This window comes from Amycolatopsis ponsaeliensis (assembly GCF_030182635.1).
Taxonomy (GTDB): domain Bacteria; phylum Actinomycetota; class Actinomycetes; order Mycobacteriales; family Pseudonocardiaceae; genus Amycolatopsis; species Amycolatopsis ponsaeliensis.
Window position 1 is genome coordinate 214,702 of the sequence record NZ_JAPZLD010000007.1, and the last position, 23,023, is coordinate 237,724.

The window sequence follows — 23,023 nt, forward strand, 5'->3', positions numbered from 1 at the left end:
GTTCACCACTCGAGGCGGAGCGACTTGATGCCGTACATGTTCCCGGTCTGTTCGAGTTCCTGGCCCGCCGCGATCCGGTAGTCCGGGATCCGCTTGTGCCACTCCTCGATCGCGATGTTCAGTTCGAGCCGGGCCAGGTGCGAACCGAGGCAGCGGTGCGGCCCCGAGCCGAACGCGATGTGGTTGCTGGTCGCGCGGGTCAGGTCCACTTCCAGGGGGTTCTCGTACCGCGCCGGGTCGCGGTTGGTCACCACAAGCGGCAGCATCACCATCTCCCCCGCCTTGACCGGGCAGCCGCCGACTTCGACATCCTTGGTCGCCTTGCGGGCGGGGATGACGAACGAGTAGACCCGCAGGATCTCTTCGACACTCGTCGGGATGAGCGAGGAGTCGGCGAGGATCGCCCGGCGCTGGTCCGGGTGCGTGGCGAAGTGGTAGAGCGCCCAGCCGACCGAGATCGGGACGGTGTCCAGGCCGGCCTGGAACATCAGCACGCAGAACGCGTGCAGGTCGCGATCGGAGATCAGCTCGCCGTTGATCTCCCACGTCATCGCGTGGGACAGCAGGTCGTCGCGAGGCTTTTCCCGCCTCAGCGCGATCTGCTCCGCGAAGTAGGCCGACGCGCCGGTGATCGCCGCCAGCTGCCGGCTGCGGTCGGGATCCTCCTCGTAGGACAGGTGCAGGAGGTTGTGCACCCACTCGAGGAACATGTCGAGATCCTCTTCGGGCAGCCCCATCAGGCGCAGGAAGATCACCGTCGGGAACCGGCGCGCGAACCGGTCGAGCACGTCGGCACCACCCTGGTCCTTCAGCCCGTCGATCAGCTCGACCGCGATGCGCCGGATCTCCGGCTCCCGCGCGGCGACCGACTTGGGCGAGAACTCCCGGCCCAGCAACCTCCGCCACTGCGTGTGCAGCGGCGGGTCGAGCATCTCCGGGATCCACAAGAACTTCGGTTCGGGGTCCAGCGCCGTCACCGAGGTGTTGGAGAACGTCCGCCAGTCCTGCAGGGATTCCTGCACCGCCGTGCCGTCCGTGACGACCCAGTACCCGTGGGAGACGCTGCTGCGGAAACCCGAATGCGTCGCGGCGATCGCGTCCCAGCGCTCGTGGTGGCTCAGGACCGCGCCGCCCGCGGTGTTGTCGTAGTGGTACATCGGCACACCTTCGTAGGTGCCCTCGGGTTCGAGTGTGGTGCTCAAGACTGGTCCCTTCAGGTGGCGGCGCCGTCGATCTTCAGCTGGATGAGCTCCTCGTCGGAGAGCCCGAGCTCGCGCAGGACTTCGTCGGTGTGCTCGGCGAACAGGGGTGCGCGGGTCAGCGTCACCGGGGTTTCCTCGAACTGCACGGGATTCGCCACCAGCTCGCGTTCTTCCCCTTCGGCGTCGACGACCTTGGTGATCAGGCCGTTCGCCCGCAGGGACGGGTCCTGTCCCACTTCCCACGAGTTCTGTACAGCGGCCCACTGGCCTTCGCCCCGCGACAGGATTTCGGTCCATTCGGCGAACGTCCGGCCGGCGACGAGCTCCGCTACGATCCTGGCGGCCTCGGCGGCGTTGGCCATGATCTTCTCGACGTCGGCGAAACGCTCGTCGGCCGCGAGGTCGGGCCGGCCGGCGAGCCGGCAGAACTCCGGCCAGTACCGGCCGGGCTGCAGCATCGCGAACTCCAGCCACCGGCCGTCGGCGGTCCGGTAGCCGCCGATCAGCGGGTTGGTGGCCGAGCCGTGCTTCGGGTGTTCCCGGGGCGGCAGTGGCCCGCCCTTCATCAGCGCCTGGTTGACCGTGTACTGCGTGGCCCATGCGCCGACGCCGAGCAGCGAGACGTCGATGATCGAAGGCGCGCCGGTGATCTGGCGCGAGTACAGCGCCGCGGCGATGCCGCCGGCGATCGTCATGCCCCCGATCGCGTCGCCGTAGGCGCCGGCCGGCATCCGCGGCGTCCGGTCGGCGTCCGGCGTGGTCACCCCGGCCGCGCTGCCACCGCGGGCCCAGAACGCCGTGCTGTCGTAGCCGCCCTTGTCCGCTTCCGGCCCGCGGGCGCCGAACCCGCTTCCCCGCACGTAGACGATGTCGGGGTTGATCGCGCGGATGTCGTCGACGTCGATCTTGAGCTTGGCCCGGGCGCCGGGCAGGAAGTTGGTGAGGAACACGTCGCTGGAGCGGACCAGCTCTTCGAACACGCCGCGCGCGGAGGGCTTCTCCAGCGCCAGCCCGACGCTGCGCTTGCCCCGGTTCGGCCCTTCCATGATCGGTAGGAACGACGAGCCTTCGCTCGCCGTCGCCAGGCCGAGCACGCGGGACAAGCCGCGCTGGCCGTCGCCGCGCTCGGCGTGCTCGATCTTGATGACGTCGGCACCCCAGTCCGCGAGCACCGCGCCCGCCGCGGGCACGAAGGTGAACTGCGCGACCTCCAGAACCCGCACGCCTTCCATCGGCCGGTGCACCACGGGCCGCCTCCTTTGCCGGTTCGGGTGGTCAGTCGACGGTGATGGCCCGCTCGGGGCACGCGAAGGCACCCTCGCGCGCCTGGTCCAGCCGGTCGGGCGGGACGTCCTGCTCGAGGGGCAGGGCGTAGCCGTTGTCGTCCAGTTCGAACACTTCCGGGGCGGACGCCGCGCAGCGCGCGTGCCCGGAGCAGAGCCGGGTGTCCACAATGACGTTCATCGAGCAACTCCGTTCTCGTGAGCGATGGCGCCGAGGTCCAGCGGGCCGTCGTGGGCGACGGCCAGCAGTTCCGCGAGGCCGGGGCCGAGCTCGGCCCGGCACGCCTCCAGGTCCTTGCGGAGGAACGGCGTGATGGCGGCGGCATAGCGTTCGGCCCCGCCCCGCGCGGCGACGTACCGTGCCGCGCTGCTCCCGCCGCTGCTGACCGCGAGGACCTCGAGCAGGACGTCTTCGTCGATCCCCAGGTCGCGGGCGGCTTCCAGGCCGCGCAACGTCACCTGGGAGATCGCCGCGAACAGCGCGTTGTTGAGCAGCTTCACCCGCAGCGCCGAACCTCGGGGTCCCGTCGCGATGATTGGGTCCGCGTAGGCGGCCACGACGTCGCGGGCGGTGGCCACGTCCCCGGGCTCGCCGCCGAGGTACACCGCCAGGCGACCGGCGCGGACCGACTCCGCCGTCCCGCTGAAAGCCGCGTCCACGATCGCCGGGTGGCCGGCGGCCAGGCGGTCGAGGGTGCCGGGCGCTCCGGTCGTGTGGGACACCAGCACCGTCAGCGGGTCCAGCACCCGGAGGAGTCCGGATAGCACGTCCAGCACCTGGGCGTCGCTGTAGAGGCAGCTGATGACCGCGTCGCAGCCGGCGAGGTCGGTCACCTCGTCAGCGAGTTCGGCGCCAGCCTCCCGGAGCCGGTCGCGGACCTCCACGCGCCGCACGTACACACGGACCCGGTGCCCGGCCGCGAGCAGCCGCTCGACCATCGGTTCACCCAGGTTCCCGGCGCCGACGAACCCGATCACGGTTTGTTCGTCCCGCCCGCGTCGACCGTGAACTGCAGGCCGGTGACGTACCGAGCTTCGTCCGAGGCCAGGAACAGCACGGCGTTGGAAACGTCGCGCGGTTCCACGAACGGGGCCAAGGGGTTCATCGCGCCCATCCCGAACAGCGGTTCGCGGGCGGCGAGTTCCTCCATCGGGACGCCGGTGCCTATGCCCGTGTCGCTGACCCCGGTGGGGTGGACGGTGTTGACCCGGATCCGGTGTTTCGCCAGCTCGTTCGACAGTGCCTTCATCAGGCCGACGACCCCGTGCTTGCTCGCGACGTAGTGCGCGTACGGCACGTGGCCACGGATGCCCGCGGCCGAGCTGATCAGCACGAGCGAACCACCGGTCCCCGCCTCGATCATCCGGGGGATCGCCGCACGTGTCGTGTTCCAGGTTCCCTTGAGGTTGACGTCCATGACGACGTCCCATTCCTCTTCGGACAGTTCCCAGGCGCTGCCCGAACTCATGACTCCGGCGTTCGCCACGACGATGTCCAGCCGGCCCAGCTCGGCGAAGGCCGCGTCCACGGCGGCCCGGAGTTCCGTGACCGCGCGGACGTCGGCCTGGAGGACGACGCACCGGCGGCCCGTCGCCCGGACCAGGCCGGCGGTTTCCTCGAGCTGGTCCTTCGACGCGAGCGGATAGGGCAAGGCGGTGCTGATGTCGTGGCAGACGTCGGTGACGACGACGTCGGCGCCTTCCTCCGCCAGCCGCACGGCGTGGGAGCGGCCTTGGCCGCGGGCCGCGCCGGTGATGAGCGCGACCTTGCCGGCCACCCGCCCCGCGGTCACGGCGTGGCCAAGTCGTCGGCGGCTTCGCGCAGGGCGCGCAACCGTGTGTCGAGGAGTTCGCGCTCGGCGCCGGTGGTGTCGCCGAGCGTCTGTTCGATCTCGGCGATCTCTTCCCGGAGGCGGCCGGCGGCTTCGTCGCGAGTCAGCAGGTCGAGGTCGGTCCAGTCGGACCGCTCGGCTTCGGGGCGCCGGCTCATGCGGGGAAGTTGTAGAGGCGGCGGGTGTTCAGCTCGACGATCCGGTGCGCTTCGTCGTCCGGGACGTCGGCGAGCACTTCGGCCGCGTAGGCGCGGCTCTTCGGCCAGTACGAATCGGAGTGCGGGTAGTCGCACTCCCAGGTGATGAGGTCGACGCCGATGTCGTGGCGCGACTTCACCCCGAACCGGTCGTCGATGAAGCACCCGTGGAAGTGCTCGCGGAACAGCTCCGACGGCCGCACCTCCTGGTTGACGTTCTGGTAGAACCGGTGCCGCTCCCAGGTGGTGTCGATGCGCTCCAGCAGGTACGGCACCCAGCCAATCCCGCCTTCGGACAGCCCGATCTTCAGCCGCGGGTGCTTGTGCAGCACCGACGAGAACAGCAGGTCCGCGGTCGCGTACATCGAGTTGCAGCCGAACAACGCGATCGTCACGGCGAAAGGTGCTTCCGGGGCGGTCCTCGGCGCGCTGCCCGAAGTGCCGAAGTGCAGGCACAGCGGCATGTCCGTTTCTTCGGCCGCGGAGAACACGGGATCCCAGTGATCGGTGTGAAACGACGGAAGTCCGAGCGGGGCCGGGTTCTCCGGGAACGAGATCGCCTTCGCGCCCCGGGCCGCGGCGCGGTGGATCTCGGCCACGCACGCCGGCACGTCCCACAGGGGCAGGATGACGAGCGGGATCAGCCGGTCGGGTCCGGCCGCGCACCACTCGTCGAACACGAAGTCGTTCCACGCCTGCACGCACAGGAGCGCGAGCTCGGTGTCCTTGCCTTCGAGGAAGACCGTGCCGGCGAACCGCGGGAACGACGGGAAGCACAAGGCGCCCCAGACGCCGTCGAGGTCCATGTCCCGCAGCCGCGCCTTGGGGTCGTAGCAGCCGGGGATCATCTCGTCGTAGCGGGTCGGCTCCATGCCGAACTCCTCGGGCTTCTTACCGGCGACGGCGTTCAGCCCGATGTACGGGTAGATCCGGTCTTCGTAGCGCCAGACCTCGGCAGGGGACGCCCCGCCGCCGCGCGGCTGCTCCACGATCCGGGGACCGGCTTCACGGTGTTTCGCCGGCAACCGGTCCGACCACAGGCCCGGGGGCTCGATCAGGTGATCGTCGGTCGACAGCAGCTTCATTTCTGGCTGCAACGGCATCGTCGCACTCCCTCGTCATGATCGTGGCGTTCCGGGAACCCACGTCCGGCGACGCATTGTGTATACCTGATCCTCAGCATGCACCGCCAGATCCCGAGTTTTCAACCCCTTGAGCCCATCAACTTAGCCTATTAAGTATCCTCATTAGATCCCGTCGAGAGGACCTGCGATGACCTCGCGCCCCCTGCCGCAGCCCACGCTCGCGAGCGCCGGGTTCTGGCGTTCCGGTGCCGACGGCGTGCTGCGGATGCACCGGTGCGGCGACTGCGGCCGGTTCTTCCACCCGCCGGGCCCGGTGTGCCCCGGCTGCCGCAGCCGGGCGGTGGACCTGGCCCCCACCTCGGGAAAGGCGACCGTCGCCGGGTTCAGCGTCACGCACCAGACGTGGCTGCCCGAGTTCCCGCCGCCGTACGTCGTCGCCGTCGTTGCGCTCGCCGAGGACGACCGGGCCCGGCTGACGACCAACGTCGTCGGCTGCGAGCCGGCCGACGTGCACGTCGGGATGCGGGTCCGGGTGCGGTTCGAGCAGCACGGCGACGTCCACCTCCCGCTGTTCGAGCCCGACCCCGATGCCGACGGACCGGGCCCGCTGCCCGAGCCCCGCGACGTCCGGAGCTCCTTGCGCCCGATGGCTTCCCCGCGGAAGTTCGAGGACGCGGTCGCGCTGACCGGCGTCGGGCAGTCCCGCGTGGGACGGCGGCTGATGGTCGATCCGATCTCGCTGACCGTCGACGCGTGCCTGGCCGCCGTGGCGGACGCCGGGCTCGACCTCGACGAGATCGACGGGCTGTCCACCTACCCGGGACCGAACCCGACCGGCCTGAGCGAAGGCGGGATCACCGCGCTGACCGAGGCGCTGCAGGTGCGGCCCACGTGGATCAACGGCGGCAACGAGGTCCCGGGGCAGATCGGGTCGATCACCGCGGCCATGCTGGCCGTTTCGGCCGGCCTGTGCCGGCATGTGCTCTGCTTCCGCACAGTCTGGGAGTCCTCGCACGCCGCGATGGTCCGCTCCGGCGAGTGGCAACGCAGCGATGCCCGGGCCACCGGGATGTTCGAATGGCGGGCACCCTTCGGCGCCATGTCGGCGGCCCAGTGGATCGGCTGCCACGCCTCGCACTACCTGCACCGCTACGGTGTCGGCCGCGACGTGCTCGGCGCCATCGCGGTCACCGCCAGGACCGGCGCGGCCCGCAACCCCGAGGCGCTCTACCGCGACCCGCTGACGATGGACGACTACTACGCCGCTCGCACGGTCACGACGCCGTTCGGGCTGTACGACTGCGACGTGCCGTGCGACGGGGCAGTGGCGGTCGTCGTCTCGGCGATCGAGACCGCGGCCGACCGCCCGAAGCCGCCCGTGCTGGTCGAAGCGGCCGGCACGGCGATCCTGGAGCGGATCAGCTGGGACCAGGACACGCTGGCCCACGTCCCGCAGTCCCGGGGCCCGTCGGCCCACGTGTGGACCCGCACCGACCTGACGCCGGCCGACGTGGACGTCGCCCTGCTCTACGACGGGTTCACGTTCAACGCCGTGTCCTGGCTGGAGAACCTCGGCTTCTGCGGCCCCGGCGAGGCTACGGGCTTCGTCGACGGCGGCAAGACGATCGCCCTCGGCGGCGGCCTGCCGCTCAACCCGCACGGCGGGCAGCTTTCGGCAGGCCGCCTCCACGGCTACGGCTTCGTCCGCGAGGCGATGCTCCAGCTTCGCGGTGAAGCACACGGCCGTCAGGTCGGCGGAGCGCGGACGGCGGTCGTCACCTCGGGCGGCGGTGTGCCCTCCGGGGTCCTGCTGCTGCGGACGGAGTGAGGGTCACGCCGTCGCGGGAACCACCTCGCGGGCTTCGAGCTCCTCCGACTTCACCGCGCGGAACAGCACGACGAGCATCGAGACCTTCCAGACGAGGAATGCCACCGACGGGATGATCATCGCGAACAGCCCGTTCCAGGCGAACGGCCCGTCGGACGAGACGTACACGAAGACCCCGGGCAGCAGGGCGACCGCCGCGATGATGTTCAGCCAGCCGAACCAGCGCGGGAACACCGGCTTCGGCCGGCGGTCGACCAGTGCCGAGACACCGATCACCGCGACGTTCACGACGAAGATTGCCGCGATCCCGACATAGGTCAGCCAGAACTGGTCGCTCAGGAGCAGCACCAGCTGCGGATCCCGGCCCGGCCGGTACGCGGCCGTGGCGAACACCGCCATCGGGTAGAGCCAGCCGGTCGGGGCGACCACCGCGGTCGTCAGCTGGACCATCGACAGCAGGCCCCAGCCGCCTTCGATCCGGCGCATCTGCAGGCTCGTGACGACGGCGAACGGGTAGAACAGCGGAGCGAACACGCCCATGATCACGACGGCCCACAGGATCCCCGACCGGTTCTGGGCCAGGAATCCCGCCACCTGGTCGGCCGTCGCGGTCGGTGAGATGGGCGGTGTCAGCTTGCCGACGATGGTGAAGGCGACGGTGAAGGCCACCAGGACCGCCACCCCGCACCAGACCGAGAGCCGGTAGAGGCGGAACTTGACTTTGTCGTCCACGAGATCTCCTTTGATCCGTCGGATCGGGCAGGCCAGTCAGGCCGAGGCCATGTCCAGCACGGCGCGGTAGGCGAAGGCGAGACTCGAACCGATCGGGGTGCCCGCCCCCGGGTACACCCGGCCCGACATCGCGGCCGCCGTGTTCCCGGCCGCGTAGAGACCTTCGATCGGCTGACCGTCGGGGCGCAGCACCCGCGCGTTCTCGTCGGTCTTCAGGCCGCCCTTCGTGCCGATGTCGGACAGGACGACGGTCGCGGCGTAGAACGGCGGGGTGTCCACGGGCATCAGGAGCGGGTTCGGGAGGCCGGGCGAGGGCTTCCCCGGGTAGTTCTGCTCGGGGAAGGCCGGGAAAGGCACGATGTGGTGGAAAATCTGATCCCACGGTGTCTCACCGCGGTGGAACTTCTCGTCGACACCGGTGCGCGCGTAGCCGTTGAACTGCTCCACCGTCCGGCTCAACGCCCCGAACGGAACCCCGATCAGCTCGGCCAGTTCCTCGAGGGTGTCGGCCTTCTTGAGCGCCCCCGAGGTGAACCACTCGGCCCCCGGCGGCTGCTCGGGTGACCCGCCGAAGCTGTCGCGGTCCAGCTGTCCCTGGCCGAACACCCAGTGCGTGGGCACGTGCGAGACACCGGTGGTCGCGTGCAGGCGCGCCATCGTGTGCCCGACCTGGTCGTACGGGGCCGACTCGTTGACGAACCGCTCGCCCGCGCCGTTGACCCACAGGCCGCCCCGGGTCCCGGAGTGGAAGACCGGCAGGCCATCCGGATAGATGAGACCCGGGACGTACCACGACTCGTCGAGCAGGTCCGTCGCCGCGCCGGCCGCGATCCCGGCCAGGAGCGCGTCACCGGTGTTGCCGGGCGCGCCGTTGGACCACTCACCGGTGAGCGGGACGGGTTGGTGCTTCGCGCGCAGCTCTCCGTTGCGCTCGAAGCCGCCGGCGGCGAGGAGGACCCCGTGGGTGGCGAGGAACGTGACCGGCGCACCGCCGCTCATGGCCGTCACCCCGGCGACCCGGCCGTCCTCGACCACGAGGCTCTCCAGCGCCGTTTCGGTGCACAGGAACCCGTTGCCGGTCCCGAGGAACGCCGCCAGGGCCCGGCCGATCAGCGCGCGGCCGCCGCTGACGACCGGTCCTTCTTCCTTGTCCCACCGCTCGGCGGGGATGGACCGGCGGACGAGCCCGGCGTCGTCACCGAGTTCGGCCAGCGCCAGCGGGGGCGGGAAGATGGTGCGTCCGTGCAGGGTGGCGCCGGGCACCGCCGGGTAGTAGTCCGGGACGGGCCCGTGCACGAACGACTGGAACCAGGCGTTCTTCTCGAGTTCGTCGATTAGCTGGGCACCCGCCTCCAGGTAGGCGTCCTGGAGTGCCTCCCGAGAGCTGTCGTCGACGACGGCCCTCAGGTACTTCCGGGCGTTCTCGACGTCGTCGTCGACGCCCGCCCGCGCGATGGGGGCGGAGCCCGGGAACCACAGGCCCGCGCCCGAGTAGGCGGTCGTGCCGCCGACGAGATCGGTCTTCTCGAGGACGAGCGTACGCAAGCCGCGCGAGGCCGCCGCGTAAGCCCCGATCAGGCCTCCTCCCCCGGACCCGACGACGACGATGTCGTAGGTGTCCCCGTTCGTGGTCATCCGGCTACCTCCTGGTCCGTGCCCGGGCCGCCGGACAGTCGATCGCCAAAGTTCAGTGCACTCAATTTGGCTCCGCCGTCAAGAGGCCTCGGGATCACAAGATTGTCATTCGCTGATAAGGGCAAATCCAGCGGATAACGGGGATCGTGCGCTGTCACGCTGACACTGTCAATGCTCAGTTAGGGATACTCTTCTTGGGCAAGGTTCCCCATAATGGGTCTGGTACGGCGCACGAGGAGGTCGCGGATGTCCGAGGGTCCGTTGAGCATGGTGGACCGGGTGGTCCTGATCCTCGACGTCTTCGAGCGCTCAGGCGGGACCCTGTCGCTCGGGCAGATCAGCGCCCGCAGCGGGATCCCCAGGTCCTCCGCGCACCGGATCGTGCAGCAGCTCGTCGGTGCCCGCTGGCTCCAGCGTTCGGGCACCGAGTACACGCTCGGCCTGCGCATGTTCGAGATCGGCAGCCTGGTCGTCCGCCGAACCCGGACCAGCGACGTCGCCCGGCCGTTCCTGCAGGAACTCTGCGCGACCACGGGACACGTGATCCACCTCGCGCTGCTCGACGAACAAGACGTCGTCTACCTGGAAAAGATCGGCGGGGCGTACGCCGGCACGCTGCCCTCGCGCGTCGGCGGGCGACTGCCGGCGCACTGCACCGGAGTCGGGAAGGTGCTGCTGGCCTACTCGCCGCGAGCGGTCGTCGACCGGTACCTGGCCGGCGGCCTGTGCGCGCGGACGAACGCCAGCATCACGACCGCGGAGGCACTGGAAGCCGCGATGGTCAAGATCCGCAACTGCGGCTACGCGACCGAATTCGGCGAAGCCGCCGTCGGCACCGCGTGCGTCGCCGCGCCGATCCTCGAGTTCGACACCGCTGTCGCGGCCGTCTCGGTGTGCGGTCCGTGGGACCGCCTCCGGGTCGACGAGCTCAAGTACCGCGTCATGTGGACCGCCGCCGAGGTCTCCCGGCGGCTCACCGCGACCGCGCACTCCCTCTCGGCATGATCACCGTCCCGCTCAGCGGACACCCACCACCCACGGGCGCGGCGCACCGGCAACCATGCGCTGACGTCCGGCCCCGAGATTTCCACCGCACCCAGTGAAACCGGCTCGAAGGAGAGTCCCCATGGCCCAGCCCGACCACGACCCGGGGCCGCAGATCGCCCACGCGGGCAGCATCGACCTCGGCACCCCCGACCTCGAGCGCTCGCTCTGGTTCTTCCGCGACCTGCTCGGCATGGAGGTCGTCGCGCAGGCCGACGGCGTCGCCTACCTGCGCGGCTACCAGGAGCTCGTGCACCACTCCCTGGTCCTGACCCAGCAGGAGGAGGCCCGGGTGAACTCCTACGGCTTCCGCGTCAAGCGCAAGCAGGACGTCGAACTGTTCCAGAAGCAGCTCGAGAACCAAGGCCTCAAGACGGTCGAGCTGGCCGCGGGGCACGAGATCGGCCGCGGCGAAGCCGTGCGCTTCCTCGTCCCCGGCAGCGAGCACCCGTTCGAGCTCTACTACGACATCGAGAAGCCGCTTGCGGACGAGTCGATCCGCTCGAAGATCCTCAGCAACAGCTCGCGCCGGCGCGGCCTCGGCGTGCGCCGGCTCGACCACATCAACCTGCAGACCAGCGCCGCCACGGTCAACCAGGCCGAAGGGTGGCTGCAGACCGGGCTCGGGTTCAAGCGGCGCGAGTTCGCCCGGCTGCCGCAGGCCCCGGACATCATCCTGGCGTCCTGGTTGTCGGTGACCCCGCAGGTGCACGACGTCGCCATCGGCGTGGCCGCCGAGGACCAGCCCGGACAGTTCCACCACGTGGCGTTCAACGTCGAGAACTTCCACGACATCCTCACCGCGGCGGACCAGATCCGCGACCTCGACATCGCCTACGGCCACGGACCGGGCAAGCACGGGATCGGCCAGGCGATGTACCTCTACATCCACGACCCCGGTTCCGGTCACCGGATCGAGCTCTACTCCGGCGGCTACCTCATCTTCGACCCGGCCTGGGAAGCCCTCGAGTGGAAGCTGCCCGAGCTGGCGTACGGGCAGACCTGGTACGGGGACGTCCTCGACGTCGGTCCCGGAGGCGCGTTCCTGTCGACCTCTCCGTCCGCGGGGCTCATCCCGTGAGCTGGGGCTACGACTCGACACACACCACGAAGGTGATCGAGGGGCTCACCTTCGCCTATCACGAAGCCGGCGAGGGCGAACCGTTGCTCATGCTCCATGGCTCCGGCCCGGGGGTGAGCGCCTGGTCGAACTTTCGCGACAACCTCCCGGTGTTCGCCGAGCGGTTCCGCACGATCATGCCGGACCTGCCCGGCTTCGGCGGCACGGAACTGCCCGAGCTCGACGCCGTCTACCCCGCGGTGGCGGCCCGGTGGATCCTGCGGCTGATGGACGAGCTGGGCATCGGGTCCGCGGTCTTCGTCGGCAACTCGATGGGCGGCGCGGTGGCCGCAGAACTCGCGGTCCAAGCGCCCGAGCGCGTGCGGCGGATGGCCCTCATGGGCTCCGGTGGGCTTTCCGTCGGCATCTTCCAGGCCGAGCCGAGTGAAGGCTTCCAGCGGCTCTTCGAGTTCCTGGAAGATCCGACGCGGGAGCGGATGACCGCGTGGGTCCGGACGATGGTGCACAACCAGCGCCTGGTCACCGACGACCTGATCGACGAACGGCTGAGCAACGCCACGGCCGACGGCGTGATCCAGCGGACCAAGGTGATCTTCGGGTCGATGTTCGACCCCCGCCGCCAGGCCGAGCACACTCCACTGTGGACCCGCGCCACCACGATGACGACACCCACGCTCCTGGTCTGGGGGCGGGACGACCGGATGCTCCCCTACGACCAGGCCCACTTCGCAACTCGCTGGCTGCCGGACGTCGAGCTGCACACCTTCGCCCGCTGCGGGCACTGGGCGCAGATCGAGCGCAAGTCCGACTTCGAGCGGGTCGTCATCGAGTTCCTCACCCGCAAGGTGTCCGATGGGGACGCCGCTCAAGGCAAGCAGAACTAGGAGGTGGACGGCATGGCGCACGAAGTGGTGAGCCGGGTCGAGGAGGCTGGGCCCAAGCTGGCGGCCCTGGCCGAGGAGAACGAGGGATTGGGCAAGCTCAGCGGCGAATCCGTCGCCCTGCTCCGCTCGGCCGGTGTCATGCGGCTGCTGCAGCCGGAGAAGCTGGGTGGGTACGCGGCCCACCCCCGGGACTTCGCGGAAGCCGTGATGGCGGTCGCGCGGCACGACGGCGCGGCGGGCTGGGTCTGCGGGGTCGTCGGCGTCCACCCCTGGGAAGTCGCGCAGATGGATCCCCGGGTCGGCCAGGAGATCTGGGCCGAGAACCCGGACACGTGGATCGCTTCGCCGTACATGCCCAACGGGATCGCCGAGCCCGCCGACGGCGGGTACCGCCTCAGCGGGCGCTGGCCGTTCTCCTCCGGTGCCGACCATTGCGAATGGGACTTCCTCGGCGCGATGGTCGGGGACGGCAAGGGCAAACCGGTGATGCCGCCGGCCGTGCGGCACGTGCTCCTGCCCCGGTCGGACTACGAGCTCGTCGAGGACTCCTGGGACGTGGTCGGCCTGTCCGGCACCGGCAGCAAGGACGTCGTCGTGCAGGACGCCTTCATCCCGGAATACCGGACGCTCAAGCAGGAGGACGTTCAGGAAGGGCAGGCCGCCGAACGCAACGGAGTCACCGACACCCTGTACCGGCTGCCGTTCGCCGCGATGTTCCCGCTCGGGATCACCGCGGCGGTGATCGGGATCTGCGAAGGCGGCCTGGCCGCGCACGTCGCCCAGCAGCGCGACCGGGTCGCGGTCACCGGGGTGCAGGTGCGCGACGACCCCTACGTGCTCTACACGACCGGTGAGGCGGCGGCCGAGATCCAGGCCTCCCGCATCCAGCTCATCGACGGCATCAGCCGGCTCTTCGACACCATCGAGGCCGGGCAACCGGTGACGCTCGAAGCCCGGTCGGACGTCCGGCGTAACCAGGTGCGCTGCGCATGGCGCGCGGTTTCGGCCCTCGACGAGGTCTTCGCGCGCTCGGGCGGGAACGTCATCCGGCGGGCCAACCCCCTCCAGCGGTTCTGGCGGGACGCGCACGCAGGGCTCCAGCACATGATCCACGTGCCGGGGGTGGCCTACCACGCCAACGCGCTGACGCAGATGGGCCTGGAGCTCCCGGCCCCGATGCGCATCCTCGTCTGATGGGGCCCACGATGACCGGCATCGGCCCTGCCTTCGACGGCAGGCACTTCCGCGACGTGCTGGGCAACCTCCCGACTGCCGTGGTCGCCGTCACCACGGCCGGGCCGGACGACGGACCCGCCGGGATGGTTGTCGGCACGTTCACGTCCGTGTCCCTCGACCCGCCACTGGTGTCGTTCCTCGCCGACCGTTCTTCGCAGACCCTCCCCCGGATCCGCGCGGCGGGCCGCTACTGCGCCAACGTGCTCGCCGCGGACCAGGAAGCGGTCTGCCGGAGGATGGCGGTCCGCGACCCCGGCAAGTTCGACACGGTGCCCTGGACTCCATCCCCGCTCGGGAACCCCGTGCTCGAAGGAATCGTCGCGTGGGTCGACTGCATGATCGAGAAGGTGGTGGAGCTCGGCGACCACTACCTGGTTGTCGGCCGGGTCCACGACCTCCGCGTCGAGTCGCCGAAGACGCCGCTGCTGTTCTTCCGGGGCGGCTATGGCGACTACTTCTCCGCCACCTCACTCGTGCTGGACCGACTCGTCGGCTGGTAGTCATCGGAAAGGAAACCCGGATGGGACGGGTACAGGACAAAGTCGTCTTCATCACCGGTGCGGCCCGGGGCCAGGGCCGCGCCCACGCGCTGCGCCTGGCCGAGGAGGGCGCGGACATCATCGCTGTCGACCTCTGCGCCCAGATCGACAGCGTCGGCTACCCCCTGGCCAGCGCTGAAGACCTGGAGGAGACCGCAAGCCAGGTGGAGAAGCTGGGTCGCAGCATCGTGACGTCGACGGTGGACGTCCGCGATCCGGCCGGGCTCCAGGCCGCGGTCACGGCGGGGGTGGCGGAGCTGGGCCGGCTCGACGCCGTTGTCGCGCAGGCTGGGATCGCCCCGATCAACAACCCCGCCGGGCAGGCCTTCATCGACGCCGTGACCGTCGACTTCAACGGCGTGGTGAACGCGGTCGAGGCCGCGCTGCCGTACCTGCCCGACGGCGGATCGATCGTCGCGACCGGCTCCGCGGCCGCGCTGCTGCCACCGACGCACGACGGAACGCCGGACGCCGGGAAGCTCGGCTACTCGTTCGCCAAGCGTTCGGTGGCGGCGTTCGTGAACGACCTGGCCATCGTGCTCGCGCCGCGGCGTATCCGGGTGAACGCCGTGCACCCCACGAACACCAACACGCCCATGCTGAACAGCGACCCGATGTACCAGGTCTTCCGACCGGACCTCGACCACCCGAAGCGTGAGGACGCGCTCAAGGCGTTCGAGTCCATGACCGCGATGGGCCTGCCCTACGTCGAGCCGAGCGACATCGCGGCCGCGGTGTTGTTCCTCCTGTCCGACGAATCCCGCTACGTCACCGGCGCGCAACTGCGCGTCGATGCCGGCGTGATCATCAACCGTCGGCTGCCTCAGCCGCAGTTCTGACGGGGCTTACGGAAAGGCCGGTGGGTGCGCCCACCGGCCTTTCCCGTCAGTCGAGCAGTTCGATGATCGTCGCGTTGGCGGTGCCGCCGCCTTCGCACATCGTCTGCAGCCCGTACCGCAGGCCCTGCCCGCGCATCCGGGCCAGCAGCCGGGTCATCAGGATCGCCCCCGAACCGCCCAGCGGGTGCCCGACCGCGATCGCGCCGCCCAGCGGGTTGAGCCGCTCCGGGTCGGCGCCGGTCTCGGCCAACCAGGCCAGCGGGACCGGCGCGAACGCCTCGTTGACCTCGAACACGCCGATGTCGTCGACGGTCAGCCCGGCCCGGCCCAGGACCTTCGCGGTGGCCGGGATCGGGCCGGTGAGCATCATGATCGGGTCCGCTCCGCTGACCGCGCCGGAGTGGTACCTCGCGATGGGCGTGAGCCCCAGTTCACGGGCTCGTTCCGTGGTCGTGATGAGCAGCGCGGCGGCGCCGTCGGAAATCTGTGACGCGTTGCCCGCGTGGATCACCCCGTCGGGCTTGAACGAGGGCTTCAGCTTCGCCAGCGTCTCGGGGGACGTCCCGCGGCGCAATCCCTCGTCGACGGCGAACTTCGTGCCGTCGACCTCGACCGCCACGAGGTGGTCGTCGAAGACGCCGTCGTCGATCGCCGCGGCGGCCTTAGCGTGCGAGCCGGCCGCGAACTCGTCCACCTGCTGCCGGTCGAAGCCCCACCGCTCGGCGATCAGCTCGGCGCCGAGTCCCTGGTTGAACTCGACGTTGTCGTAGCGTGCCAAGACCGCGGGCCCGTAGGGCTGACCGGTGGTCCGGTGGGCACCCAGCGGCACCCGGCTCATCGTCTCGACACCTCCGGCGACCACGAGGTCGTACTGCCCCGCCATCACCGCGTGGGCGGCAGAGTCCACCGCCTGCTGGCTGGAACCACAGGCGCGGTTGATCGTCACGCCGGGCACGTGTTCGGGCCAGCCCGCGGCGAGCACCGCGATCCGGCCAATGTTGCTCGACTGGTCGCCGATCTGGGTCACGCAGCCCCAGAGCACATCGTCCACAGTGGCCGGATCGATCCCGGTGCGGTCCGCCAGTGCGGCGAGCACATGGCCGGACAGATCAGCGGCGTGGATCCCGGAGAGCGTGCCGTCGCGTTTCCCGATCGGGGTGCGCACGGCGTCGACGATGACGGCGTCCCTCATGGCCGGTTCCTTTCGGTCGGGGGCGGAGCAAGGTTCCAGTCGCGGAAGACCGCGCTGGTGTCGGCGCCGACTTCTCGCGCCGGAGTTCCGGGGTTCGACGGTGTCGCGGAGAACCGTGGTGCCGCGGCCGGCTGGACGACGCCGTCCCGGGTGACGAGGGTCCCACGGGCGGCAACGTGCGGGTGTTCGGCCGCCTCGGTCAGGCTCAGCACCGGTGCGACGCAGGCGTCGGTCCCGTCGAACAGTGCCGCCCATTCGTCGCGGGTGCGCTCGGCGAACCGCTTCGCCAGCAGGCGCCGCAGGTCGGGCCAGCCGGCCCGGTCCTGCTGACGCCCGGGGTCGACGTCGAGTTCGAGCAGGCCGACCAGGCGGCGGTAGAACTTGGGTTCCAATGCCCCGACGGCGACGTACCGGGCGTCCTTGGTTTCGTAGACGGCGTAGAACGGTGCTCCGCCGTCGAACTGGTTGACGCCGCGTTCGTCGGTCCAGGCCCCGCGGCCGAGCTTGCCGTAGGTGCTGGCGAGCAGACTCGTTGTGCCGTCGACGATCGCGGCGTCGACGACCTGGCCGCGGCCGCTGAGCTCCGCGGCGTGCAGTGCGGCCAGCACGCCGATCACGAGGTAGCACCCGCCGCCGCCGAAGTCGCCGACGAGGTTCAGCGGGATCTGCGGCGGGCCTTCCGCCGGGCCGATCGCGCCGAGGGCGCCGGTGAGCGCGATGTAGGTGAGGTCGTGCCCGGCCGTCGTGGCCAGCGGGCCGTCCTGGCCCCAGCCGGTCATCCGGCCGTAGACCAGCCGCGGGTTGCTGGCCAGGCATTCGCCGGGGCCGACGCCCAGGCGTTCGGTCACGCCGGGGCGGAAGCCTTCGAGCAGGATGTCGGCGTGGGCAGCGAGATCGAGCAGCGCGGTGACCCCCGCCGAGTCCTTCAGGTCGAGCACCACCGAGCGCTTGCCGCGGTTGAGGACGTCCGTGGGACCGCCCCGGCCGGGTTCGCCGCGGTTCTCCGGCCGGTCCACCCGGACCACCTCCGCGCCGAGGTCGGCCAGCAGCATCCCGGCGAACGGGCCGGGGCCGATGCCGCCGAGTTCGAGCACCCGGCACCCCGCCAGTGGTCCCGTGGCCATGGTCGGTCTCCTCTGTTCCGGCTCAGCCTAGCAATACATGACACTCTTTTCGAGATCATCGACCCTTCCAGGCCGGCACACGCTTCTCCCGGAACGCCGTCGCGCCTTCGCGGGCGTCTTCCGACGCGAACACCGGCCTGACGATCGCGGCCTGATTGGCCCAAGCCTCCTCCGGCGTCCAGGAAGCACGAGCGATCCGCTTGGTCACCGCCACAGCGAGCGGGCCGTTCGCCGCGATCTTCCCGGCCAGCTCGAGCGCGCCCTCCAGCGCGCCGCCTTCGTCGGTGATCCGGTTGACCAGGCCGATCCCGGCGGCCCGCTCGGCGTCGATCGGCTCACCGGTCAGCAGAAGTTCCAGGGCGATCGCCGCGGGTACGCGCCTCGGCAGCAGCAACGCCCCGCCCGCCCGGGCCACGAGTGCGCGCTTGACCTCGGGCAACCCGAGCTTGGCCGTCCGCGCCGCGACGACGAGGTCACAGGCGAGCAGCAGCTCGAATCCCCCGGCGAGCGCCCAGCCCTCGACCGCGCCGATCAGTGGCTTCTTCGGCGGCGTCATGGTGATCCCGCACAGCCCACGGCCCTCGATCGACGGGCTCTCGCCGGCGAGGAAGGCTTTCAGGTCCATCCCGGCGGAGAACGTCCCACCGCTGCCGGTCAGCACACCGACCCGCAACTCGTCCGACGCGTCGAGTTCGTCGACCGCGGCAGCGACCGCTTCGGCCACCGTGGCGGTCAGCGCGTTCTTCGCGGCAGGCCGGTTGATCGTGATGATCTGCACGGCGCCGCGGCGCTCGATGAGGACATCGTCCGGCACGTTCACTCCTTCACTCCGGGGATGCGATCAAGCGCATCCTAATGCGTATACTCAATTCATGCGCCGCACGTTGTTCGGTCAGGATCACGAAGACTTCCGCAGCCTGGTCCGCGACTTCCTCGCCCGCGAAGTCGTCCCGGTCTACGACGACTGGAGACGCGCCGGGCTCGTCCCGCGCGACCTGTTCACCGCATTGGGAAAGCTCGGCGTCCTCGGCACGGCGATCCCGGAGGAGTACGGCGGCGCGGGCCTCGACGACTACCGCTTCAACGTCGTGCTCCAGGAGGAGTGCGCGCGGGTGACGGCGACCCTCGGCGGTCTTCGCACCCACCTCGACGTGGTCGTCCCGTACTTCACCGGACTGGCGGACGCCGACCAGCGCGCTCGCTGGTTCCCGGGCCTGGCCACTGGCGAGCTGTACACGGCGATCGCGATGAGCGAGCCGGGAACGGGCTCTGACCTGGCCGGCGTCACGACCACGGCGGTGCGCGACGGCGACGACTTCGTCGTCAACGGCGCCAAGACGTTCATCACCGGCGGGTACCACGCCGATCTGGTGATCGTCGTGGCCCGGACCGCGACCGACCCGGGCAACCGCCGCAACGGCTTGTCGTTGCTCGTGCTCGAGAAGGGGATGCCCGGGTTCACGGTCGGGCGGAAGCTGGACAAGCTCGGGCTGACCGTGCAGGACACCGTCGAGCTGTCTTTCGCCGACGTCCGGGTCCCGGCCGCCAACCTGCTCGGCGAGGAGGGCGCGGCGTTCGCCGCCCTCCGCCGCAACCTGGCGCAGGAACGGCTCGCCATCGCGGTCGGGGCAGTGGCCCAGAACCGCGCGGCGATCGACCTGACCATCGCCTACGTGCGCGACCGCAAGGTGTTCGGCCAGCCGGTGGCGCATTTCCAGAACACGAAGTTCGAGCTCGCGGCGATGGCGGCGGAGCTGGAAGCGGCCCAGGCGATGCTCGACGCGGCGATCACCGCCCACGTCGCCGGTGAGCTGAGCGCCGTCGACGCGGCGAAGGTCAAGCTGTTCTGCACCGAGGCGCAGGGGCGCGCGGTCGACCGTTGCCTGCAGCTGCACGGCGGTTACGGCTACATCCTCGAGTACCCCATCGCCCGGTTGTACGCGGATGCCCGCGTCAGCCGGATCTACGGCGGCACCAGCGAAGTCATGAAGACCATCATCAGCAAGTCCATGGGCCTGTAAGGGGTTTCGCATGCACATCAAGGGTTCCACGGCGCTGGTCACCGGCGGTGCGTCCGGACTGGGCCTGGCCACCGCGCGCGGCATCGTGGACCGCGGTGGCCGGGTCGTCCTCGCCGACATCTCGGAGGAGCTGGGCGCCAAAGCTGTCGCCGACCTGGGCGACGCGGCCCGGTTCGTCCGCGCGGACGTCACCGACGAGCAGGCGGTCGCGGAGGCGGTCGACGCGGCGGGCCCGCTCCGGTTCGTGGTCCACTGCGCCGGCCGCGGCGGCGACCGCACCCGCATCCTGGACAAGAACGGTGCACCCGGCGACCTGGGCACGTTCACCGAGGTCATCCGGGTCAACCTGATCGGCACGTACAACGTGCTGCGCTTGGCGGCGTCGAAGATCGCCGAGAACGAGACCCTCGACGACGGAGACCGCGGCGCCATCGTGCTGACCGCCTCGGTGGCGGCGTTCGACGGCCAGATCGGGCAGACGTCTTACACCGCGTCGAAGGCCGGGGTACACGGGATGACGCTGGTCGCCGCGCGGGACCTGGCGAGCCGGCAGATCCGGGTCAACACGATCGCGCCGGGAATCATGGACACGCCGATGCTGGGCCGCCTGCGCGAGGACATCCGCGAGGGTCTTGCGGCGACGGTGCCGCACCCGAAGCGGCTCGGTGATCCCGAGGACTATGCGCGGTTGGCGCTCGAGATGCTGGAGAACTCTTACCTGAATGGCCAGACCGTGCGACTGGACGGCGCGATCCGGATGGCTCCGCGCTGAAGTGTCGCCGCCTATCCCCTCGTGAGCCCCGGATATTGCCCCTCCGACAGACAGTACGGGTTCGGGGATGTCTTGAGGATGTTCGGATCGTCCAGTTGCTTCGGGTCGAGAACGGCGTTGTCGAGGACCGCATCGGTCAGGTTCGCGCCCTCGAGGTGGGCGCCGACCAGCTTCGCTGAGATCAGGTCGCTCCCGACGAACTGCGTAGCCACCAGGAGGGACTCTTCGAGGTTCGCGTTCGGAAGTGCCGCACAGGTGAAGTTCGCTTGGATGGCGTTGAGCCGGGTGAGATCGGCACTCAGCAGATACGCACCGGTGAGGTCCGCGCCGGTCAGGTCCGAACCACTCAGGTTGGCGCCGGCAAAGTACGCCCGGACGAAGTCCATTCCCTCGAGGTCGATCCCGGAAAGACAGGTGAACCGCAGGTCCACGGAGTATTCACTGGCTTTCGTGTCCGGGTGGATGTTGTGGTGACCGATCGCCCCCAACGCTTCCCGGATATCGTTGGGAACCGCACTCTTCGCGGCGCACTCCGAGACAGGCGCGTGCTCGCGAACGAAGGATGCCAACTGCTTGAGAACCACAGGACGATGACGCGGTGAGTCCTGCAGCAAGCTCTCCAGCGCGTGGATTCCCCCTTGTCTGATGTCAATACTGTCCCGATTGCCCAGCTGTTGGACAGCACGGTTGAACCGATCATCGAACTGGCCGCGTTCGGCGATGTCTACTTGCCGCTGACTCGCTTGGGCGGATTGCTGGCTGGCCTCGGCGGAGAGGCAACTCACGGCGACGGCACCAGTCGCCACGATCACGGACAGGAAGCTGAACAGGTGACTCCAGCTGTGCGACTTTCCCTCTCGCTTCTTCGCCGCAGCCGCGCCCTTTGCCCCTGGCGAATTGTCTGACGCTCTCGTGGCGGAGCGACGGACGGCTCGCTTGCGGTTCTTGTTGCGTCGCTTGTTTCTCGCGGACATGGCGGGCGATTATGTCGTATCGCGCGACGTTCCTCAGGCCGGGTCGAACAGCGCGCGGACATCCGGCCGGCTCACCTTCATCGACGGCGTGCGCGGCAGCTCCTCGACGACCCGAACCTCCGTCGGCAGCTGGTACCGAGCCAACCGCTCGGCAAGCCACTCGTCGAGTTCGGCCACGGCGCAACCAGACCGGAGAGTCACCGCGGCCACCGGCACCTCGCCGAGCCGCTCGTCGGGAATCCCCACCGCCGCAGCGTCCCGAACCGCCGGGTGTGCCCTCAAAGCCTCCTCGATCACGCTCGGCACGATCTTGAACCCGCCCCGGTTGATCGCGTCGTCGGCACGGCCGTGAATGAACAGGAACCCGTCGTCGTCCAGGCTGGCGAGGTCCGTCGTGCGCACCCAGCCGTCGGCAGGCAACTGAGCACCGCACGCCTCGAGCACTCCGACAGACCCAGCCGGCACAGGTGCGCCGGTCGAGCGGTCCACGATCCGCAGCTCGACACCCCGGAACGCCCGCCCCGCACTCCCCCGCTTCGCCGCCCACCACTCCCGGTGCAGCGCGAGGTCCCAGCCCGCGATCGCCCCGGCGAACTCGGTCGCGCCGTAGACCGACAGCACCGGGACGCCGAACCGCGCGCTGAACCGATCGGCCTCGTCGGCCGGTAACGGCGCCGTTCCGGACGACACCTGCTCGACGCCGTCGAAGACGTCAGCGGGCAGATCGGACTGCAACACCATCCGGAGTGCGGCCGGCGCCAGGCGGACACGACGAGGCCGGGTCTTGCGAACCAGTTCGGCCCACTGCCCGACATCGAAGCGTTCCAGCAGCGCCGTCGGCAGTCCCGCCGCGACGTTGGCGATCGCGAAGTACAGCCCGCCGATGTGCACGAGCGACATCCACAGGATCGACGGATGCTTCCGCAACCGCACTTCGCCCGACGCCACCGGCGTGCCCGACGCCTCGAACGCCGCCGTGAGCTTGCGGTAGGTCAGCTCCACCCGCTTCGGACGGCCGGTCGTGCCGCTCGTCTGCATCAGGACCGCGACGTCGTCGGGCTCGGCCGGGCCTGGCGCGACCGGCCAGTCGGCCGGGCGGGCCAGCAGCGGCCGGTCGTCTTCACCGGTGAGAAGGGGAAACGCCCCCACCGAGGCGGCCGCGGCAACGAAGGCGGGGCGAGCCCAATCCTCCGGACCGGCCACGACGACCTGGGGCGCGAGCGCGGTGATGTCCTCGGCCAGCGCGGCGTCGCCGTGGAACGGGCTCAGCGTCACCACTTGGCGGCCGGTGGCGATGACGGCGACCAACGCGGCCAGGTGTCCCGGGCGGTTGCGCAGCACGATTCCGATGCGGTGCGCATCCGCGAACTCCGCCAAGAGCCGCTCGAGGTCGCCGACCCCGCGCCACAGGAACGCCCAGGGATAGGTCCGGTCCTCGAACAGCAGGGCGGTCTCCTCCGGCACCGCGGTGAGCACCCGGCGCAGCCGGACCGGGAGCGCTCGATCGTCAGGCACTGGTATGT

23 protein-coding genes are annotated in these 23,023 nt (G+C 70.0%); 9 read left to right on the forward strand and 14 right to left on the reverse strand.

The features are described from left to right. Positions 1-2: 2 nt before the first annotated feature. Genes QQ657_RS13280 through QQ657_RS13310 form a run of 7 tightly spaced genes read right to left on the reverse strand, consistent with a single transcriptional unit; the run spans position 3 to position 5,617 of the window. Positions 3-1,202 (reverse strand): cytochrome P450, encoded by a 1,200-nt coding sequence (locus tag QQ657_RS13280; RefSeq protein ID WP_284742396.1) that lies wholly within the window; start codon positions 1,200-1,202, stop codon positions 3-5. An 11-nt stretch (positions 1,203-1,213) separates the two neighbouring features. Continuing rightward, a complete protein-coding gene (locus tag QQ657_RS13285) occupies positions 1,214-2,449 on the reverse strand; it encodes a CaiB/BaiF CoA transferase family protein (protein ID WP_284742397.1) in 1,236 nt (411 codons plus the stop codon). Positions 2,450-2,477: 28 nt separating this feature from the next. After that, positions 2,478-2,666 carry a ferredoxin gene (locus tag QQ657_RS13290; protein WP_284742398.1) on the reverse strand — a complete coding sequence of 63 codons (189 nt, stop codon included), beginning with the start codon at positions 2,664-2,666 and terminating at the stop codon, positions 2,478-2,480. Further along, on the reverse strand, positions 2,663-3,463 hold the full coding sequence (locus QQ657_RS13295) for an NAD(P)-dependent oxidoreductase (protein ID WP_284742399.1): 801 nt from the start codon (positions 3,461-3,463) through the stop codon (positions 2,663-2,665). Before QQ657_RS13295 ends, QQ657_RS13290 begins: the two co-directional genes overlap by 4 nt. Further along, positions 3,460-4,278: a mycofactocin-coupled SDR family oxidoreductase gene (locus QQ657_RS13300; protein ID WP_284742400.1), complete on the reverse strand. Its 819-nt coding sequence runs from the start codon at positions 4,276-4,278 to the stop codon at positions 3,460-3,462. Before QQ657_RS13300 ends, QQ657_RS13295 begins: the two co-directional genes overlap by 4 nt. Continuing rightward, a complete protein-coding gene (locus tag QQ657_RS13305) occupies positions 4,275-4,475 on the reverse strand; it encodes a hypothetical protein (RefSeq protein ID WP_284742401.1) in 201 nt (66 codons plus the stop codon). The genes QQ657_RS13300 and QQ657_RS13305 overlap by 4 nt, the downstream gene beginning before the upstream one ends. Continuing rightward, entirely contained in the window at positions 4,472-5,617 is a 1,146-nt protein-coding gene (locus QQ657_RS13310) for an amidohydrolase family protein (RefSeq protein ID WP_284742402.1), read from the reverse strand. The genes QQ657_RS13305 and QQ657_RS13310 overlap by 4 nt, the downstream gene beginning before the upstream one ends. A gap of 169 nt (positions 5,618-5,786) precedes the next feature. Here QQ657_RS13310 and QQ657_RS13315 point away from each other — a divergent pair, with 169 nt between their 5' ends. Further along, a complete protein-coding gene (locus QQ657_RS13315; RefSeq protein WP_284742403.1) occupies positions 5,787-7,427 on the forward strand; it encodes a thiolase C-terminal domain-containing protein in 1,641 nt (546 codons plus the stop codon). Positions 7,428-7,430: 3 nt separating this feature from the next. Here the strand turns inward: QQ657_RS13315 and QQ657_RS13320 are convergent, their stop codons facing one another. Together QQ657_RS13320 and QQ657_RS13325 are read right to left on the reverse strand one after the other, a co-directional pair. Continuing rightward, positions 7,431-8,159 carry a hypothetical protein gene (locus QQ657_RS13320; RefSeq protein WP_284742404.1) on the reverse strand — a complete coding sequence of 243 codons (729 nt, stop codon included), beginning with the start codon at positions 8,157-8,159 and terminating at the stop codon, positions 7,431-7,433. A 36-nt stretch (positions 8,160-8,195) separates the two neighbouring features. Further along, the gene (locus QQ657_RS13325; RefSeq protein WP_284742405.1) at positions 8,196-9,794 is read right to left on the reverse strand and encodes an FAD-binding protein; all 1,599 of its coding nucleotides are present in this window, start codon (positions 9,792-9,794) and stop codon (positions 8,196-8,198) included. A 246-nt stretch (positions 9,795-10,040) separates the two neighbouring features. Between QQ657_RS13325 and QQ657_RS13330 the strand changes: the two genes are divergently transcribed. The 6 genes from QQ657_RS13330 to QQ657_RS13355 all read left to right on the forward strand — a co-directional run bounded on the left by QQ657_RS13330 (position 10,041) and on the right by QQ657_RS13355 (position 15,417). Next, positions 10,041-10,799 carry an IclR family transcriptional regulator gene (locus tag QQ657_RS13330; protein WP_284742406.1) on the forward strand — a complete coding sequence of 253 codons (759 nt, stop codon included), beginning with the start codon at positions 10,041-10,043 and terminating at the stop codon, positions 10,797-10,799. A gap of 121 nt (positions 10,800-10,920) precedes the next feature. Continuing rightward, complete coding sequence (locus QQ657_RS13335) at positions 10,921-11,919, forward strand: VOC family protein (protein WP_284742407.1); 999 nt, start codon at positions 10,921-10,923, stop codon at positions 11,917-11,919. Then, positions 11,916-12,803 (forward strand): alpha/beta fold hydrolase, encoded by an 888-nt coding sequence (locus QQ657_RS13340; protein WP_284742408.1) that lies wholly within the window; start codon positions 11,916-11,918, stop codon positions 12,801-12,803. Before QQ657_RS13335 ends, QQ657_RS13340 begins: the two co-directional genes overlap by 4 nt. 12 nt (positions 12,804-12,815) lie before the next feature. Continuing rightward, positions 12,816-13,997, forward strand: a complete 1,182-nt coding sequence (locus QQ657_RS13345; protein ID WP_284742409.1) for an acyl-CoA dehydrogenase family protein — start codon at positions 12,816-12,818, stop codon at positions 13,995-13,997. After that, positions 13,997-14,539 (forward strand): flavin reductase family protein, encoded by a 543-nt coding sequence (locus QQ657_RS13350; RefSeq protein WP_284742410.1) that lies wholly within the window; start codon positions 13,997-13,999, stop codon positions 14,537-14,539. The genes QQ657_RS13345 and QQ657_RS13350 overlap by 1 nt, the downstream gene beginning before the upstream one ends. A gap of 20 nt (positions 14,540-14,559) precedes the next feature. Beyond that, positions 14,560-15,417, forward strand: coding sequence for a mycofactocin-coupled SDR family oxidoreductase (locus QQ657_RS13355; protein WP_284742411.1), 858 nt, complete (start codon positions 14,560-14,562; stop codon positions 15,415-15,417). A 46-nt stretch (positions 15,418-15,463) separates the two neighbouring features. Here the strand turns inward: QQ657_RS13355 and QQ657_RS13360 are convergent, their stop codons facing one another. The 3 genes from QQ657_RS13360 to QQ657_RS13370 are packed head-to-tail and all read right to left on the reverse strand — an operon-like array spanning position 15,464 to position 18,547. Beyond that, positions 15,464-16,609: a thiolase family protein gene (locus QQ657_RS13360; RefSeq protein ID WP_284742412.1), complete on the reverse strand. Its 1,146-nt coding sequence runs from the start codon at positions 16,607-16,609 to the stop codon at positions 15,464-15,466. Continuing rightward, a complete protein-coding gene (locus QQ657_RS13365) occupies positions 16,606-17,733 on the reverse strand; it encodes a CaiB/BaiF CoA transferase family protein (RefSeq protein WP_284742413.1) in 1,128 nt (375 codons plus the stop codon). Before QQ657_RS13365 ends, QQ657_RS13360 begins: the two co-directional genes overlap by 4 nt. A gap of 55 nt (positions 17,734-17,788) precedes the next feature. Beyond that, positions 17,789-18,547, reverse strand: coding sequence for a crotonase/enoyl-CoA hydratase family protein (locus tag QQ657_RS13370; RefSeq protein ID WP_284742414.1), 759 nt, complete (start codon positions 18,545-18,547; stop codon positions 17,789-17,791). A 58-nt stretch (positions 18,548-18,605) separates the two neighbouring features. On the opposite strand from QQ657_RS13370, the gene QQ657_RS13375 reads away from it, so the two are divergent. Further along, a complete protein-coding gene (locus tag QQ657_RS13375) occupies positions 18,606-19,754 on the forward strand; it encodes an acyl-CoA dehydrogenase family protein (RefSeq protein WP_284742415.1) in 1,149 nt (382 codons plus the stop codon). 10 nt (positions 19,755-19,764) lie between these two features. Then, positions 19,765-20,526, forward strand: coding sequence for an SDR family NAD(P)-dependent oxidoreductase (locus tag QQ657_RS13380; RefSeq protein WP_284742416.1), 762 nt, complete (start codon positions 19,765-19,767; stop codon positions 20,524-20,526). A gap of 11 nt (positions 20,527-20,537) precedes the next feature. Here QQ657_RS13380 and QQ657_RS13385 read toward each other — a convergent pair whose 3' ends face one another. Together QQ657_RS13385 and QQ657_RS13390 are read right to left on the reverse strand one after the other, a co-directional pair. Then, positions 20,538-21,500 carry a pentapeptide repeat-containing protein gene (locus tag QQ657_RS13385; RefSeq protein WP_284742417.1) on the reverse strand — a complete coding sequence of 321 codons (963 nt, stop codon included), beginning with the start codon at positions 21,498-21,500 and terminating at the stop codon, positions 20,538-20,540. 33 nt (positions 21,501-21,533) lie between these two features. Then, complete coding sequence (locus tag QQ657_RS13390) at positions 21,534-23,015, reverse strand: class I adenylate-forming enzyme family protein (protein WP_284742418.1); 1,482 nt, start codon at positions 23,013-23,015, stop codon at positions 21,534-21,536. Positions 23,016-23,023: the final 8 nt, after the last annotated feature.